7 protein-coding genes, 5 tRNA genes, 3 rRNA genes and 1 pseudogene are annotated in these 16,133 nt (G+C 40.4%); 13 read left to right on the forward strand and 3 right to left on the reverse strand.

The annotated features are described in order from the left end of the window. The first annotated feature begins 307 nt into the window (after nucleotides 1-307). The 11 genes from AB1I67_RS05035 to AB1I67_RS05085 all read left to right on the forward strand — a co-directional run bounded on the left by AB1I67_RS05035 (nucleotide 308) and on the right by AB1I67_RS05085 (nucleotide 10,423). A 16S ribosomal RNA gene (locus AB1I67_RS05035) occupies nucleotides 308-1,839 on the forward strand. A gap of 62 nt (nucleotides 1,840-1,901) precedes the next feature. Continuing rightward, nucleotides 1,902-2,019 (forward strand): 5S ribosomal RNA (gene rrf, locus AB1I67_RS05040). Nucleotides 2,020-2,039: 20 nt separating this feature from the next. Continuing rightward, nucleotides 2,040-2,113 (forward strand) — tRNA-Ile (locus AB1I67_RS05045). An 82-nt stretch (nucleotides 2,114-2,195) separates the two neighbouring features. After that, a tRNA-Ala gene (locus AB1I67_RS05050) sits at nucleotides 2,196-2,268 on the forward strand. A gap of 272 nt (nucleotides 2,269-2,540) precedes the next feature. Next, a 23S ribosomal RNA gene (locus tag AB1I67_RS05055) occupies nucleotides 2,541-5,429 on the forward strand. Together the 16S, 23S and 5S rRNA genes with 5 tRNA genes alongside form the textbook arrangement of a ribosomal RNA operon. A gap of 201 nt (nucleotides 5,430-5,630) precedes the next feature. Then, a tRNA-Asn gene (locus AB1I67_RS05060) sits at nucleotides 5,631-5,703 on the forward strand. Nucleotides 5,704-5,733: 30 nt separating this feature from the next. Beyond that, nucleotides 5,734-5,805, forward strand: a tRNA-Glu gene (locus AB1I67_RS05065). Between the two features lie 42 nt (nucleotides 5,806-5,847). Next, nucleotides 5,848-5,918 (forward strand) — tRNA-Cys (locus tag AB1I67_RS05070). Nucleotides 5,919-6,952: 1,034 nt separating this feature from the next. Further along, nucleotides 6,953-8,104: a restriction endonuclease PLD domain-containing protein gene (locus AB1I67_RS05075; RefSeq protein ID WP_367028717.1), complete on the forward strand. Its 1,152-nt coding sequence runs from the start codon at nucleotides 6,953-6,955 to the stop codon at nucleotides 8,102-8,104. A gap of 2 nt (nucleotides 8,105-8,106) precedes the next feature. After that, nucleotides 8,107-9,954: a Z1 domain-containing protein gene (locus tag AB1I67_RS05080; protein WP_367028718.1), complete on the forward strand. Its 1,848-nt coding sequence runs from the start codon at nucleotides 8,107-8,109 to the stop codon at nucleotides 9,952-9,954. A 49-nt stretch (nucleotides 9,955-10,003) separates the two neighbouring features. Then, entirely contained in the window at nucleotides 10,004-10,423 is a 420-nt protein-coding gene (locus tag AB1I67_RS05085; protein ID WP_367028719.1) for a very short patch repair endonuclease, read from the forward strand. A 213-nt stretch (nucleotides 10,424-10,636) separates the two neighbouring features. On the opposite strand, the pseudogene AB1I67_RS05090 reads toward AB1I67_RS05085, so the two are convergent. The 3 genes and pseudogenes from AB1I67_RS05090 to AB1I67_RS05100 form a co-directional block, all read right to left on the reverse strand. Then, nucleotides 10,637-11,878: pseudogene (locus AB1I67_RS05090) on the reverse strand (IS256 family transposase). Nucleotides 11,879-12,000: 122 nt separating this feature from the next. Further along, nucleotides 12,001-13,053 (reverse strand): DNA (cytosine-5-)-methyltransferase, encoded by a 1,053-nt coding sequence (dcm, locus tag AB1I67_RS05095; RefSeq protein ID WP_367028720.1) that lies wholly within the window; start codon nucleotides 13,051-13,053, stop codon nucleotides 12,001-12,003. Beyond that, on the reverse strand, nucleotides 13,043-13,381 hold the full coding sequence (locus tag AB1I67_RS05100; RefSeq protein ID WP_367028721.1) for a helix-turn-helix transcriptional regulator: 339 nt from the start codon (nucleotides 13,379-13,381) through the stop codon (nucleotides 13,043-13,045). Before AB1I67_RS05100 ends, dcm begins: the two co-directional genes overlap by 11 nt. Before the next feature lie 238 nt (nucleotides 13,382-13,619). On the opposite strand from AB1I67_RS05100, the gene AB1I67_RS05105 reads away from it, so the two are divergent. Then, on the forward strand, nucleotides 13,620-15,539 hold the full coding sequence (locus AB1I67_RS05105; protein WP_367028722.1) for an AAA family ATPase: 1,920 nt from the start codon (nucleotides 13,620-13,622) through the stop codon (nucleotides 15,537-15,539). Further along, a complete protein-coding gene (locus AB1I67_RS05110; protein ID WP_367028723.1) occupies nucleotides 15,517-16,131 on the forward strand; it encodes an HNH endonuclease in 615 nt (204 codons plus the stop codon). Before AB1I67_RS05105 ends, AB1I67_RS05110 begins: the two co-directional genes overlap by 23 nt. The last annotated feature ends 2 nt before the right edge of the window (nucleotides 16,132-16,133 follow it).

Raw genomic sequence — 16,133 nt, forward strand, 5'->3', positions numbered from 1 at the left:
AAAGTAAAAAAGTTGAAAAAAGTTCTTGACAATAGCAAACTGGTGTGATAAGATATACGAGTTGCCGCCGAGAACGAAAGCAACACAGAACCTTGAAAATAGAAGATTGAACAGTGTTTAAAACCCTGAAAATTCTAATAAAAAAGCGTCCTGGTTGGACAGCTTTGAAATGAGATTTCAGAACAAAAACAAACCAAACAACAGTAGAACGGTTTAATGATTAGCTAGCAAGTTAATCTTGAAACCTGGACACAAACAACCAAAAGGTTTGGTCAGGCAACTGGCTGGGCCGCTTCTAAAGAAGCTAAAATTTGAGAGTTTGATCCTGGCTCAGGATGAACGCTGGCGGCGTGCTTAACACATGCAAGTCGAGCGAAGCGATTTGACGGAAGTTTTCGGATGGAAGTCAGATTGACTGAGCGGCGGACGGGTGAGTAACGCGTGGGTAACCTGCCTCATACAGGGGGATAACAGTTAGAAATGACTGCTAATACCGCATAAGCGCACAGTGCCGCATGGTACGGTGTGAAAAACTCCGGTGGTATGAGATGGACCCGCGTCTGATTAGCTGGTTGGTGGGGTAACGGCCTACCAAGGCGACGATCAGTAGCCGACCTGAGAGGGTGACCGGCCACATTGGGACTGAGACACGGCCCAAACTCCTACGGGAGGCAGCAGTGGGGAATATTGCACAATGGGGGAAACCCTGATGCAGCAACGCCGCGTGAGTGAAGAAGTATTTCGGTATGTAAAGCTCTATCAGCAGGGAAGAAAATGACGGTACCTGACTAAGAAGCCCCGGCTAACTACGTGCCAGCAGCCGCGGTAATACGTAGGGGGCAAGCGTTATCCGGATTTACTGGGTGTAAAGGGAGCGTAGACGGCGAGACAAGTCTGAAGTGAAAGCCCGGGGCTCAACCCCGCGGACTGCTTTGGAAACTGCCTTGCTGGAGTGTCGGAGAGGTAAGTGGAATTCCTAGTGTAGCGGTGAAATGCGTAGATATTAGGAGGAACACCAGTGGCGAAGGCGGCTTACTGGACGATAACTGACGTTGAGGCTCGAAAGCGTGGGGAGCAAACAGGATTAGATACCCTGGTAGTCCACGCCGTAAACGATGAATGCTAGGTGTTGGGGAGCAAAGCTCCTCGGTGCCGCCGCAAACGCATTAAGCATTCCACCTGGGGAGTACGTTCGCAAGAATGAAACTCAAAGGAATTGACGGGGACCCGCACAAGCGGTGGAGCATGTGGTTTAATTCGAAGCAACGCGAAGAACCTTACCAAGTCTTGACATCCTCTTGACCGACGAGTAACGTCGTCTTCCCTTCGGGGCAAGAGAGACAGGTGGTGCATGGTTGTCGTCAGCTCGTGTCGTGAGATGTTGGGTTAAGTCCCGCAACGAGCGCAACCCTTATCCTTAGTAGCCATCATTAAGTTGGGCACTCTAGGGAGACTGCCAGGGATAACCTGGAGGAAGGTGGGGATGACGTCAAATCATCATGCCCCTTATGATTTGGGCTACACACGTGCTACAATGGCGTAAACAAAGAGAAGCGAGACCGCGAGGTGGAGCAAATCTCAGAAATAACGTCTCAGTTCGGATTGTAGTCTGCAACTCGACTACATGAAGCTGGAATCGCTAGTAATCGCGAATCAGAATGTCGCGGTGAATACGTTCCCGGGTCTTGTACACACCGCCCGTCACACCATGGGAGTCGATAACGCCCGAAGTCAGTGACCCAACCTTATAGGAGGGAGCTGCCGAAGGCGGGATTGATAACTGGGGTGAAGTCGTAACAAGGTAGCCGTATCGGAAGGTGCGGCTGGATCACCTCCTTTCTAAGGAAGAAGAAGTAAGGGTTTTACACACTGTTGAGTCTTTTAGAAAAGGTTCAAAAATTTCCGGTGCCGATGCGCCCGGGGGTCACACTCGTTCCCATCCCGAACACGACAGTTAAGCCCCAGGCGGCCGATGGTACTATATTGGAAACGATATGGGAGAGCAGGTGGGTGCCGGAATTTTATTAAACAAATAACGCGGGCTTATAGCTCAGCCGGTTAGAGCGCACGCCTGATAAGCGTGAGGTCGGTGGTTCGAGTCCACTTAAGCCCATCATTAAAGTAATTTTTATTTTAATGACAATTATATATAAAGAAGATAGGAAAACCTTGAAAAAAGGTGGACCCGCATCCGTGGGGGTGTAGCTCAGTTGGGAGAGCACCTGCCTTGCAAGCAGGGGGTCAAGAGTTCGAATCTCTCCATCTCCACTCGGTATAAAAATAAAACTGTTTTTATACCAGCCATGTACCTTGAAAACTGCATATTGAATTATATCTAGATAGATTCTTATAGGAGATCACATCAAACATAAGAACATATCAAGACATCCGAGGTGTTACATCGCGAGATGTAACCAATAAAAAAACTGTAACTCGTTGGGAGATGACACTTTTGGTGGAATCGAACAACAACCTAAGACCAGAGATTCAACGCTATGAATCTTAGACAGATACCCGCACCCGCAGGTGGAAGTCGAATTGGTCAAGCTATAAAGAGCGCAGGGTGGATGCCTTGGCACTAAGAGCCGATGAAAGACGTGATAAGCTGCGATAAGTTTCGGGGAGGAGCAAATATCCTTTGATCCGGAAATTTCTGAATGGGGAAACCTACTTGAGCAAACCTCAAGTGTCGTATGGTGAATACATAGCCATACGTCGGGAACCGCCTGAACTGAAACATCTAAGTAGGGCGAGGAAAAGAAAGAAAACTCGATTTCCAGAGTAGCGGCGAGCGAAATGGAAGGAGCCTAAACCAGAGCGCGTGCGTTCTGGGGTTATGGACTGCAATAAGTGAGCTGATTTGTTAGTGGAATGGTCTGGGAAGTCCAACCACAGGGGGTGAAAGTCCCGTACACGAAAGCAATAGGCAGCGAGCAGGATCCAAAGTACCGCGAGACACGAGAAACCTTGCGGGAAGTCGGGGGGACCACCCCCCAAGGCTAAATACTCCTTAGTGACCGATAGCGCATAGTACTGTGAAGGAAAGGTGAAAAGGACCCCGGGAGGGGAGTGAAAGAGAACCTGAAACCCTGTGTTTACAAGCTGTGGAACCACGTTAAAGGTGGAACCGCGTACTTTTTGTAGAACGGTCCGGCGAGTTACCTGTACTGGCAAGGTTAAGCACTGAAGGTGCGGAGCCGAAGGGAAACCAAGTCTTAATAGGGCCAAAGTCAGTATGGGTAGACCCGAAACCGGGTGATCTATCCATGTCCAGGTTGAAGTCACCGTAAAAGGTGATGGAGGACCGAACGCACATCCGTTGAAAAGGGTGGCGATGAGGTGTGGATAGGGGAGAAATTCCAATCGAACCCGGAGATAGCTGGTTCTCCTCGAAATAGCTTTAGGGCTAGCCTCGTATTAGTCTGCTGGAGGTAGAGCACTGAATTTCCTAGGGGGCGTCAAAGCTTACCAAAGAATATCAAACTCCGAATGCCAGCCAGATGATGTACGGGAGTCAGACGGCACGAGATAAGTTGGGTCGTCAAAAGGGAAAGAGCCCAGACCTACAGCTAAGGTCCCAAAGTGTGTGTTAAGTGGAAAAGGATGTGGGATTTCAAAGACAACTAGGATGTTGGCTCAGAAGCAGCCACACATTCAAAGAGTGCGTAATAGCTCACTAGTCGAGAGGTCCTGCGCCGAAAATGTCCGGGGCTGAAACACAACACCGAAGCTTAGGATTCATACTTAGTATGAGTGGTAGAGGAGCATTCTTAGAGGAATGAAGCAGTACCGTAAGGAGCTGTGGACTTTTAAGAAGAGAGAATGCCGGAATGAGTAGCGAGATGGAGGTGGGAATCCTCCAGGCCGAATATCTAAGGTTTCCAGAGTAAAGCTGATCTGCTCTGGGTAAGTCGGGGCCTAAGGCGAGGTCGAAAGACGTAGTCGATGGACAACAGGTTGAGATTCCTGTACCGCATATCATCAGAACTGTGGGGACACAGAACCGAATCCAAACCCGGGAATGAAAAGACCGGGGCAAGCACAGGACCAGTATGGCCGGCAAAACCGCCATGCAATGGGAGGGTGTGATGCGTACCGAACAAAAGTAGGGAAGTTGGAGTAGGGGCTGTCAAGAAAAGCCGCTATTGTGTGATATGTGCCCGTACCGTAAACCGACACAGGTGGATGAGGAGAGAATCCTAAGGCCGGCGGGAGAAGCATTGTTAAGGAACTCGGCAAAATGACCCCGTAACTTCGGGAGAAGGGGTGCCACAGAGATGTGGCCGCAGAGAATAGGCTCAAGCAACTGTTTAGCAAAAACACAGGTCTATGCAAAACCGAAAGGTGAGGTATATGGGCTGACGCCTGCCCGGTGCTGGAAGGTTAAGAGGAGAGGTTAGCGCAAGCGAAGCTTTGAATTTAAGCCCCAGTAAACGGCGGCCGTAACTATAACGGTCCTAAGGTAGCGAAATTCCTTGTCGGGTAAGTTCCGACCCGCACGAAAGGCGTAATGATTTGAGCGCTGTCTCGACAATGCACCCGGTGAAATTGAAATACCAGTGAAGATGCTGGTTACCTGCGCCAGGACGGAAAGACCCCATGGAGCTTTACTCCAGCTTGATACTGGGATTCGGTCATGCATGTACAGGATAGGTGGGAGGCAGAGAAGTGAGGACGCCAGTCTTCACAGAGCCGCTGTTGGGATACCACCCTTGTGTGACTGGGTTTCTAACCTGCACCCGTGACCCGGGTGGGGGACAATGTCAGGTGGGGAGTTTGACTGGGGCGGTCGCCTCCGAAAGGGTATCGGAGGCGCTCAAAGGTTCCCTCAGAATGGTTGGAAACCATTCGCAGAGTGCAAAGGCATAAGGGAGCTTGACTGCGAGACCGACGGGTCGAGCAGGTAGGAAACTAGGACTTAGTGATCCGGTGGTATAAAGTGGGATTGCCATCGCTCAACGGATAAAAGCTACCCTGGGGATAACAGGCTTATCACTCCCAAGAGTTCACATCGACGGAGTGGTTTGGCACCTCGATGTCGGCTCATCGCATCCTGGGGCTGAAGTAGGTCCCAAGGGTTGGGCTGTTCGCCCATTAAAGCGGTACGCGAGCTGGGTTCAGAACGTCGTGAGACAGTTCGGTCCCTATCCGGCGTGGGCGTAGGATATTTGAGAGGAGCTGTCCTTAGTACGAGAGGACCGGGATGGACTGACCTCTGGTGTACCGGTTGGGTATCAAACCCATGGCCGGGTAGCCAAGTCGGGAAGGGATAAACGCTGAAGGCATCTAAGCGTGAAGCCCCCCTCAAGATGAGATATCCCATACGCAAGTAGTAAGACCCCTTGAAGACGACGAGGTAGATAGGGCAGAGGTGGAAGTGCAGTAATGTATGGAGCTGACTGTCACTAATAGGTCGAGGGCTTGACCAAGTTGGTTTAGGAGAGAAACAGAAAACGGATGAATTCAATATGTGGTTTTGAAGGTATATGCTTTAACTGATTGGCGCTAAGAGAGCTTAATCAGTTAAATATATTTGTAGAGTATATGTATATTTTACGTAATATTGGGCATAGTATTACTTCAGAACAGTACAACTGTGATTAATAAGATCACAAAGGTGCTCACGCTAATCCTCGATAGCTCAGTCGGTAGAGCACGCGGCTGTTAACCGCGCTGTCGTAGGTTCAAGTCCTACTCGGGGAGTTTTTTGCATACTGTACAAATGCAGAACACGGCCCCATGGTCAAGCGGTTAAGACATCGCCCTTTCACGGCGGTAACACGAGTTCGAATCTCGTTGGGGTCATTAGTCGGAATAAAATACATTCTGGCTCATACAATACAATATGGCGACATAGCCAAGTGGTAAGGCGTGGGTCTGCAACACCCTGATCACCAGTTCAAATCTGGTTGTCGCCTCTAATTCAAAGTATCGCAACACCTTGTAAGATAAGGGGTTGCGGTATTTTTTGTGCGCCTGGCGGCGCACGTTTCTAACGGTGCAAGTTCGGAATCCGCCTGGTAGTGGGACGGATATAGCCGAAGGCAAGGGTGACCATCATGAGGTAGAATCTGAAAGAAGCTGGATGTGGGGAAACTACTAACCCACGGGCAAACCTCTGGTCTAAGGAACAAAAATCATATATAAGGCTGTGTATGAGGGTAAGTTTGCAAGGCAAAATGAAGTCCAATAGCTACACAGAATCATGTGCAGTAAATATGGCAGATGGATGGAGGGAAAGAAACGTGTGGTACTCAGGGGAATCTGTGCGGAACGTTCCGAAAGGAGTAACCGTTATTGCGAGATAGCGTTGAGCGCACAGAAGTCAGCAGAGGTCATAGTAGCTGTTTTTTTCAGTGAAGGACCGAATCAATAGGAGTCTCTAGTACGACAGGGAAAGGAGGAATGAACAGATGAGCACAGAAAACAAAGAAAGTTGCCCACAAAGAGATAGCGCGGAACGCAAAGGGTATGTAAAGCGCGCCGCTTATTCAACCGGATATGGAAGGAAAGAGACAGTGCAGAGCTGGACATTCTGGGTAAGATACTGGATAAGGACAACCTAAACGGGGCTTACAAAAGAGTGAAGGCAAACAAGGGAGCGCCAGGGATAGATGGTATGACAATCGAAGCGGCACTTTTGTTATTGGTAAATTCTATGCTAATGTATGCAAAGCTTATTATTGTCCCAAATAGCGTTTATTGCATTGAAAGTATCTTCCTCTGGTGTCAAGTCGCGTAAGTAATGTAATACTATAGCTAACGTGAAATGCCCTAGAAGCGTAGTTGCTGGGCTTTGTTTATAGAATATGGAAGCTACCGTAAGGTTAATTTGAGTTAATTATTTTAATTATGTGACTTGTATAAATATTGTGTTATAATAGCAAGTGCTAGAGATGTTTTACTTTGCTATATGTAGATAGGATAAGAATATTTGAAACGAGGATAAAAAATGAAAATACTATATACTGATATACTTCCTTTAGGAATCGAGAAAGAGCAGGAAACCATATTGGAGTGTTTTTATAAACAGATTTCTAAAGCTGATCGAGTAGAGATTGCAGTAGGTTATATTTCAAAGGCCTCTTTAGAAGAATTAAACAATCTTGTCGAAAAGTATAGTATATCTAAAATTTGTTTGAACATTGGAATGTATTATATTGAGGGAATGCCTGAAGGTACATATCATTTTGCAATTGATTATAATAGCAAATGGAAATCAAAGCATTTAGGTGAGATTCGTATTATAAATGCGTTTAAGTATCACGGAAAAGTATATTGTTTTTATAAAAACGATAAAATTTTTTCTGCGATATTAGGTTCAGCTAATTTAGGGATAATTAAGCTGGAAGCTGGTAATCGAAGACAGTATGAAACATCTATTTTTATAGAAAACAAGGATATATGTGAAGAACTGGCTTTATTGTTGGAAAAATTGAAATCACCAATGTGTTCAGTTAATATTCAGGAGTTAAATATTCCTCTTATAAGGGAAGAAAATACATCGTTGAATAATATTGACACTGTTGAACAGTTGCCGCAGAAGGAAGTAGAACTATATAAAGGATGTAAAACAGATATTTCTTTTACACTTCCATTAAAAGTTCCTTCATATAATGAACGCTTTTTGGATGACGGAAAACATTATACAAAATCAAACCTAAATGTGTGTTATGCGGCACCAAGAAGTTCTCGAAAAGCTCGTGATTGGTATGAAACACAATTAACGGTTAGTAAAGTAATTACTAGAATGAATGGCTATCCAGAAAAGGGTAATCCTTTTTTTGTAATAACGGATGATGGATACTGGTTCAAAGTACATACTACTAGTGATGGGAATAAACAATTCAGTGCAGTAGGGAATGAGCTTATTATGGGACGATGGATTAAGGGACGACTTGCGGCAGCTGGATTGGTTAATCCAGTTAATAATACTCTCTTAGACGAAAACAGAAGCGGAATGATTACAAAAGAAATGTTAGTTTTATACGGGTGTGATAAACTAGTTTTAACTAAGACTACAAAAAAAGTTAGGGATGAGGAAGGAAAAGAATTGGATGTCTGGTTTTTTTCTTTTGAATCTACAGAAACAGATGAGGAATAATTATGCAGTATTTAAAAAAATATCTTAAAACAATTTCTGATAGAGGTAATTTAAAACTGGCTGAGTCTATTCTGAAAACAGCAGATGATATTGGTGAAAAATATATACGCAATTTTTCTTATACTGGACATAGAATAGGATTATTATTTGGTAATGTTCAGTCAGGAAAAACAGGTCAGATGTTTGGAATAATATGTAAGTCTGCAGACCTTGGATTTCCTGTATTTGTTTTACTTACAACAGATAATATAATTCTTCAGCAACAAACCTTGGAGCGCGTTAAGACTGATTTAAGCGGTTTTTGTATCTGTGGGGAAAGTGATGGGGGATTATTTATTAGCAACAATCTAATTCAGCCAGTAATTATTGTCCTTAAAAAGAATGTTAGAATTTTGAAACTTTGGGCAAATATTTTAAATGCTACTGGATTTATGAAGGGGAATCCCTTATTTATTATAGACGATGAGGCTGATGCTGCTTCCCTGAATAATTTAATTAATACAAATAAGAAATCATCTATTAATAAATATTTAGAGTCAATAAAAAATGGAGCTTCAAGCAGTTTATATCTTCAGGTTACGGGAACACCTCAGGCCATTTTATTGCAGACAGTTGTTTCTGGATGGCATCCATATTTTAAGTATTACTTTGAACCTGGGAACAGTTATTTAGGAGGAGACTTCTTTTTCCCAACTAATAGAAAAGCAGAATCTATTTGTTATCTGAAAGATATAGATAAACCAACTCAAGCCGTTGTAATTAGACATCTTACTGTGTCTGGGCATATAAGTGCAACGGGGGGAACGGTATCAAATTGTTTATTTCATCCTAGTGTACGACAAAATGTGCATAGTCAGTATGCAGAAGAAGTTCAAAAAATACTTATATGGTGCCAGGAGTATAAAGATACTGAATTAAAAGATAAATTAGAAAAAGAATATGATGTGATACGGCCGAAAAAAACTGCTAAATTGCCATTTGTCAAATTTTATGAAGCAGTCATTGATATTTTGTGTAATAATAAAATAAAAGTGTTAATCATGAACGGTAAGTATGAAATAAATAGTTCTGAGTATACTGATGGTTTTAATATTATTATCGGAGGTAATACATTAGGTAGAGGTGTTACTTTTCCAGGACTTCATACAATATATTATACCAGAACAAGTAAAAAACCACAGGCGGATACAATGTGGCAACATAGTCGAATGTTTGGGTATGATAGAGATCCTGGTTTAATGCAAGTTTTTATAGATGAAAATTTGTATAAACTTTTTTCTGATATTAATGCAACAAATAACTCTATTATATCTCAAATAGAGAGCGGAAGTGATAATATTAAAATTTATTATCCAAAAGGACTCAACCCTACAAGAAAGAGTGTCGTAGATAATAAAAAAGTATCTATTATTGCAGGCGGTGTTAATTATTATCCATTTAATCCGGAAAATAATTCAATTGAAAGGTTGGATAAACTTTTGGAGCCTTTCGATGAGAAGGAAACCCCTTATCAAGTAAATTTAAGATTAATGATAGAAATTTTTAGCTGTATTAAGTCGGAAAATGATTTTAAACTTGCGGGGTTTATTGGAGCTTTACAAGCAATGTTAGCAGATAAACCAACAGCTCAGGGAATCTTGATTGTACGAAGGAATAGAGATATATCTAAAGGGACAGGAGCCATGTTATCACCAAATGACTGGTCTCTGGGGGCCTCATACACTGATAAAACTGTATTAACTATGTATAAGGTGACTGGAACAAAAGGATGGTTGGGGAGACAAATTTGGATACCAAACATAAAGTTACCTGATAGTGTAGTTTTTTATAATGTAGATAATGTATTATAGTAGTTAGCTGTATGTTTTGTATAAAATATAAAGATTAGGAGAGATAAGGGTGGCGGACAATCATACTAAAGAAATAAGAAGCATGAACATGTCGCACATTCGCAGTACAAACTCAAAACCGGAAGAGATTGTTCGAAAATTTTTGTTTGCTAAAGGGCTACGTTATAGAAAGAACGTTAGGGAATTACCAGGAACCCCTGATATTGTTTTTCCTAAATATAAAACTATTGTGTTTATAAATGGTTGTTTTTGGCATCAGCATGATTGTCCACGTTTTGTTTGGCCGTCATCAAATGTTGAATATTGGCGAAATAAAATTGAGCGAAATGTTGAACGAGATAAACTAAATAGCGAACTTTTAATGCAACTGGGTTGGCGTATTATAATAGTGTGGGAGTGCGAACTTAAGAAAAAGAATAGAGAGCAGCGATTAGAAAACCTATACCAAGAAATTATATCCTCAAAATAAAGAATATTTAATTTATGCATGCTTAAAAATGTCATGGATATTCATAAGGGGTGAGTGTGTGAAGAAATCCCTGTAAAAGCAGATCTTCTATGATAATGGCAGGGCTGAAAGCTTCTCTATGAGCGTTCAGCCCTTGGTTTATATATACCGCACAATACTGCGTATGTCAAGAACAGGCGGATTCCCGCCTGGCCTGAACGGTCCTAGATTCTCTTACATCGGCAGTCTGCCCTCATACATGAGGCTCAGTTCCCCATATACCTGGCCCCAGTTCCGGATTGGCATCGTCCACTTCTTTGTTGCCTCAAACGTTGACAAATACAGAGCTTTTAAAAGGGCTGTATCGCTTGGAAACACGCTCCTCTGACGATTCATCTTCCGGTATGTGGCGTTCAGGCTTTCGATTGCGTTCGTGGTATATATAACCTTGCGTACAGTCGTTGAAAACTTAAAGATGGCGACGATCGCGTCCCAGTTCGGGTACCAGCTTTTCATGGAATTCGGGTACTTTTCTGACCGTTTTTTTGTGACCCGCTCCAAGGCTTCTAATGCCTTCTCTTCTGTTGGCGCCTGGTATATCGTTTTGAGATCTGCCGCAAAGAGCTTACGGTCCTTGTCTGATACGTATTTTAACGCATTCCGCACCTGATGGACAATGCACCTCTGGCATTCCGTCTTTGGAAAGGCAGCGGCTATCGCTTCCTTAATTCCTGTCAGTCTATCGGCACAGAGGATCAAGATATCTTTTACTCCACGGTTTTTTAAACCATTCAGAACGGAAAGCTAGTACTTGGCACTCTCATTTTCGCCAACCTCGATGGTCAGAACCTCTTTTAAACCATCTGAATTAATCCCCAGTACAACATAGGCCGCCAGCTTACGGATCACGCCGTTATCCCGTACAGAATAGTGGATTGCATCGATATAAAGCACCGGATAGACATCGGAAAGGGGGCAGTTCTGCCAGTCTTCAATCTGGGGCAGAAGTTTATCCGTCACATCCGAAATGAAGCCTTGGGGGGTCTCGAAGCCGTAGATATCCTCCAGTGTTTCCGAGATCTGCCGTGTTGTCATCCCTTTAGCGTACATGGATATGATCTTCTGATCGATATCAGAGATATCTTTCTGGCGTTTCTTTACCACCTGTGGCTCAAAGGTGGAGTTACGGTCCTGTGGGACTTCGACTTTCATGCTTCCATAGCTACTATTAACCTGTTTGGTTTTATAGCCATTGCGATAGTCATCGCAACCGGAACGTTCTGACTTGCGATAGCCAAGATGCTCGTCCATCTCGGATTCCATCATCTCTTTGATGGTACCGCCCAGTAGATCTTTGAGAGCATCCTGAATGTCCTGGGCAGATTCAATCTCATACTCCTCAAGAAGCTGCCGGATGATATTTCGCTTTCCATCAGTCATTTGCACTCTGTGTACAGATTTCTTTTCTCTTGCCATAATAAAAAGGCCTCCTATGATTTTTATTTTATCATAGAAGACCTTATAAATCTTTAATTACAGAAAACTTTCACAGACTCTATTTTTTGCACCCTTGTTTTAGTGAGATGCCTCATTTTTAATTATTCATTTATATTAGATTCTATATAATCATATGGGATACCTGCAAAGCTGTTTAAGATGGCCTCAAATATAATTTGAGCACCTTTACAGGGGACAGCCATACCAATTTGTTTTCGTACACTCTCTTTGTTGCCGATAAATTTGTAACTATCAGGAAAGGTTTGCAGACGAGCTCGTTCGCGATTTGTCAATGCTCTGGCTTCATTCCAATGATAAATATGAGTCCCTCCGCCTCCGCTGCCAGTTACTGTGTAAGCTGGTTTATTTGGATCTAATCGTTTATAAATCTGACTAATCTTCGCACCAGTAACGTGTAGCTGAAGCTCTTCGGGAATATTAGCAGTAAATGCATTCTCTCCAGGTTTTATATAATGAAGACGCTTTATTACATTTTCAGACTGCTTGGTTAATTCATTATTCATTGCATCAACAGGAATTGGCGGTTTTTCTAGAGCGGTTCGACAAGTATTATCAATATTCCTATATGGTTTTGGAGAAGGTACATGATACACAACACCCAAATCTTTCCGGATACCAATAATAATAATACGATGTCTTGCCTGTGGAACACCATATTGCTCAAATTTATATAGATGTGGTGTTAAAATGTATCCAGCCTCATTCATGTCCTGTAAAATCTTGATAAATGCTGTGCCTGAATTGGCATTACGTAAGCCTCCTACATTTTCAGCTAAAAACCACATGGGTTGATATTGTTTTAGCACTTTAATACCATAAGAGTATAGAGGTCCATATGTGCCGTCCATACCTTTTTGTTCGCCAACAACACTATAATCATTACAAGGAAATCCAAAAGCTAATGCATCTATAGGGGGAAGATTTGATAAATCAAATTTTCGTATATCGGCATGATATACTGTTTCTGGGTTATCAGGGCATATATTATGTTGGTATGTTTTACAAGTGTTTTCATCATAGTCATTGGACCATTGATGGATAATTCGATAATTAGGATCAGAAATACGGGCATTCACTGCACCCCAAGCGAGTCCTCCAGGACCACAAAAGAGTTCACCTAATTTAAATATCATTTTTTTTGTCACCTCGTTTTGCTGTAAATAAATTGATAGTTGTTTGTATACAGGCTTTTTCCTCTGGATTTAATTTGTCAACATTTTGAAATACGTGTTGATAATTTAAAAGATCATTATTATTTAAGAAGCCGCACAATTTATATAGAGATATTAAATCTACATGATATAATTGAGAAAGCTGTTTTAGAATGTCTGGGGTAGGAAGTTGCCCGTGTTCTATTCGACTCAGTATCGAATTTGTGATGTTTGTTGCTTTTTGAACGTCGTGTTGGCTCATATTTGCATTAAGCCGTAAATTTTTAAGATATGTACCAATATCAATCATGAAATCACCTCTAATAAAGTGTATCATAATTGCTGCAATAATGCAAGAAATATATATATAATGCTGCAGAAACGCAGCGAATATGAGAAGCACTTAAAAACAAAAAGAACACTCGTTCGATTTATTGTATCATAGTTAGACATTTATTACAATCTAATAATTAAATTATTTATTTTTTTTCTAATTAGAGATAGAATAAATATAACCGTTGATAAATCAAAGTGAGGTGAGGGGTATTATGAAAATAGGAGCTTATTACATTCAACTTAAAGATGCGCATATAAACTGGGGAACACATAGAAAAACAGATACAAGAAAATTACGCGATAATGAAGCGTATATAGCAATTCCGGCAGAATATGCATATGCATATAACATAAAAAAGGGGGATATTTACACGTGCAATATAAATAATAAAGTAAAAATTGAATTAAAAGCTTCTGGATCACAGGGAAGAAAAGAGTACGCAAAACAGTTTGAGGGAAATGGGGAGCTAAGAATTGTTTATGATTGGTATAGAGATCATGATGCTAAAGAAGGTGACTATGTTGTAGTAACACTTTACGATAATTATATTCTTGATCTGGAATTTATACCAGGAACAAATAAAGTACGATTAGAGCAATTAAACATCTACGGAAAAAAGGGCAAAATATCCAACTTGGATGAACGAGAGAATGTTGGGTTCCGATTAATTAATCTACAAATAAAAAATAATGATATTGAACACTATAATATTAGATTTTTTCCAGAGGATTTAAAAAGCAAAAGTAATGCTCCAATAACAACATTAATCGTTGGAGCTAATGGAGCAGGTAAAAGTTTTATTTTAATGATATTATCTGATATTTTTAATACTGTACAAAACGAAAATTCTATATCGCAATTAAAGTATTCATATTATGGATTAAAATATATTTTAGACGGGGATTTAATAGAAATAGAAATTGTAAACCGTGCACTTATTATCCATAAGAATGATGTGCTGTTAGAGCGGGCGAATTACGCATTACCCCAAAAGGTATTAGCTGTGTCTTTTATGTTAAACGACAAATTTCATTTTAAACAGGCTAATTTAGCAAATGGAAATACTATGTATGAATATCTAGGGGTAAGAGTAACATCAAATGCATCTTATACAAGTTCTATAAGCAATAAAATTGCGGAATGTTTAGTTAATATTGCCACAAACGGAAAGCTGGGTATGTTAATTGACAGATTATCAAAGTATCTTGATTTAGACCCCAATATATCGGTTGGCTGTGAACTCTCAGCTACGGATTTTTTTGCACCTGATTTAAAACGACGCTTAAAAGAAAGTGGGTTAAAAATAATTGGTCAGGAGGAATATAGAAGTGATGCAGTAAAGAAAATTTCAGAAGAAGACTATGCCTTATTAGAACAATATATTCAAACAATCAATAAAGAAAATATGTATGTGCAGGAGGGATCCCAAATACAGTTTGGAGTAAAATTTAATGCTACAGATTCAAGAGAAGAACTTCTAAAAATAAGAGATGATTATACTTTAATAAAAAATCTATGCAGTTTAAAAATAATTAAAAATTTAACGCTTTATTTATATAAAAAGGGGGAACGCTTTTCGTTTGATAATGCGAGCTCTGGAGAAAAGCATATAATATATTCGTTTGTAAGTATATTTAATAGTATAGAGGAAAATTCATTAATTCTCATTGACGAACCCGAAATTAGTTTGCATCCTAACTGGCAAATTAAATATATTAGTTTTTTAAAGACAGTATTTAAAGAATATACTTCATGCCATTTTATTATTGCTACCCATTCACATTATTTAGTTTCGGACTTAAATCCAAAGAGTTCATCATTAATAACAATGGAACGCACTGAAAATAATAAAAAAATAATTACTACTGTAGATTATAGTACGTATGCATGGTCTGCCGAAAATATTTTATATAATATTTTCGGTGTACGAATGGCACGCAATTATTATTTTGATTTAGATGTCAGAAAATTATTATATTTAGTAAGCCACCAAAAATATGAACAAATTGACGAAATTAAAAATTTATACATAAAACTTATTAAATATGTTTTAGATGAAAGTGATCCCCTAAAAAATGTATTAAATGAAGTTAAGGAGTATATTGATAATGTTGAAGCTAAATCCTGTTAAATATTCAAAGCATCAGAAGAGATATATAAAAAATTTAGGCATCACCAAATATGAGGATTGGATGTCTAATAATATAATTAATGAGCAAATAAAAAAAACAATAAAAACCCAAATGTTAAAAAATCAATCCCAATGCTGTGCTTATTGCAACTTGAAATTTTATGAAACATCAAGACCGGAGATAGAGCATATAGCGCCAAGAAAGCTATATCCAGAATTTGAATATATTAATAAAAATTTAGTTATGGCTTGTCAATATTGTAATGGATCATCAAAAAAAGGTAGCAAAAATACAATAAAGACAAAAAACCAATATTACAATACGTGTCATTTTAATATAGTACATCCATTTTATGATAATGCGGAAGATTATTTTGAGCAAAGTGCGTTTATAATTAAAATTAAAAATGGACTGTCTGGAGATATGAAAGAAAAGGCTGAAATGACTTTTAAAATATTTGGTATTGCGACCCCTGAACACGTGGAGGCAAGAGCTAAACAAATGTTATATGATACTTATATGGCAACTCATACACTGGATGTGTTACATGAAACGTTGCTCAATAGTACTAGCACGTATCCTTTATTGTAATA

It is taken from the genome of Clostridium sp. AN503 (genome assembly GCF_040719375.1).
GTDB lineage: Bacteria > Bacillota > Clostridia > Lachnospirales > Lachnospiraceae > Brotaphodocola.

Coding starts and splice junctions, on each gene's coding strand:
- AB1I67_RS05105 (WP_367028722.1), top strand. CDS start 13,620: ATGAAAATAGGAGCTTATTACATTCAACTTAAAGATGCGCATATAAAC.
- AB1I67_RS05080 (WP_367028718.1), top strand. CDS start 8,107: ATGCAGTATTTAAAAAAATATCTTAAAACAATTTCTGATAGAGGTAAT.
- dcm (WP_367028720.1), bottom strand. CDS start 13,053: ATGATATTTAAATTAGGTGAACTCTTTTGTGGTCCTGGAGGACTCGCT.
- AB1I67_RS05110 (WP_367028723.1), top strand. CDS start 15,517: ATGTTGAAGCTAAATCCTGTTAAATATTCAAAGCATCAGAAGAGATAT.
- AB1I67_RS05100 (WP_367028721.1), bottom strand. CDS start 13,381: ATGATTGATATTGGTACATATCTTAAAAATTTACGGCTTAATGCAAAT.
- AB1I67_RS05075 (WP_367028717.1), top strand. CDS start 6,953: ATGAAAATACTATATACTGATATACTTCCTTTAGGAATCGAGAAAGAG.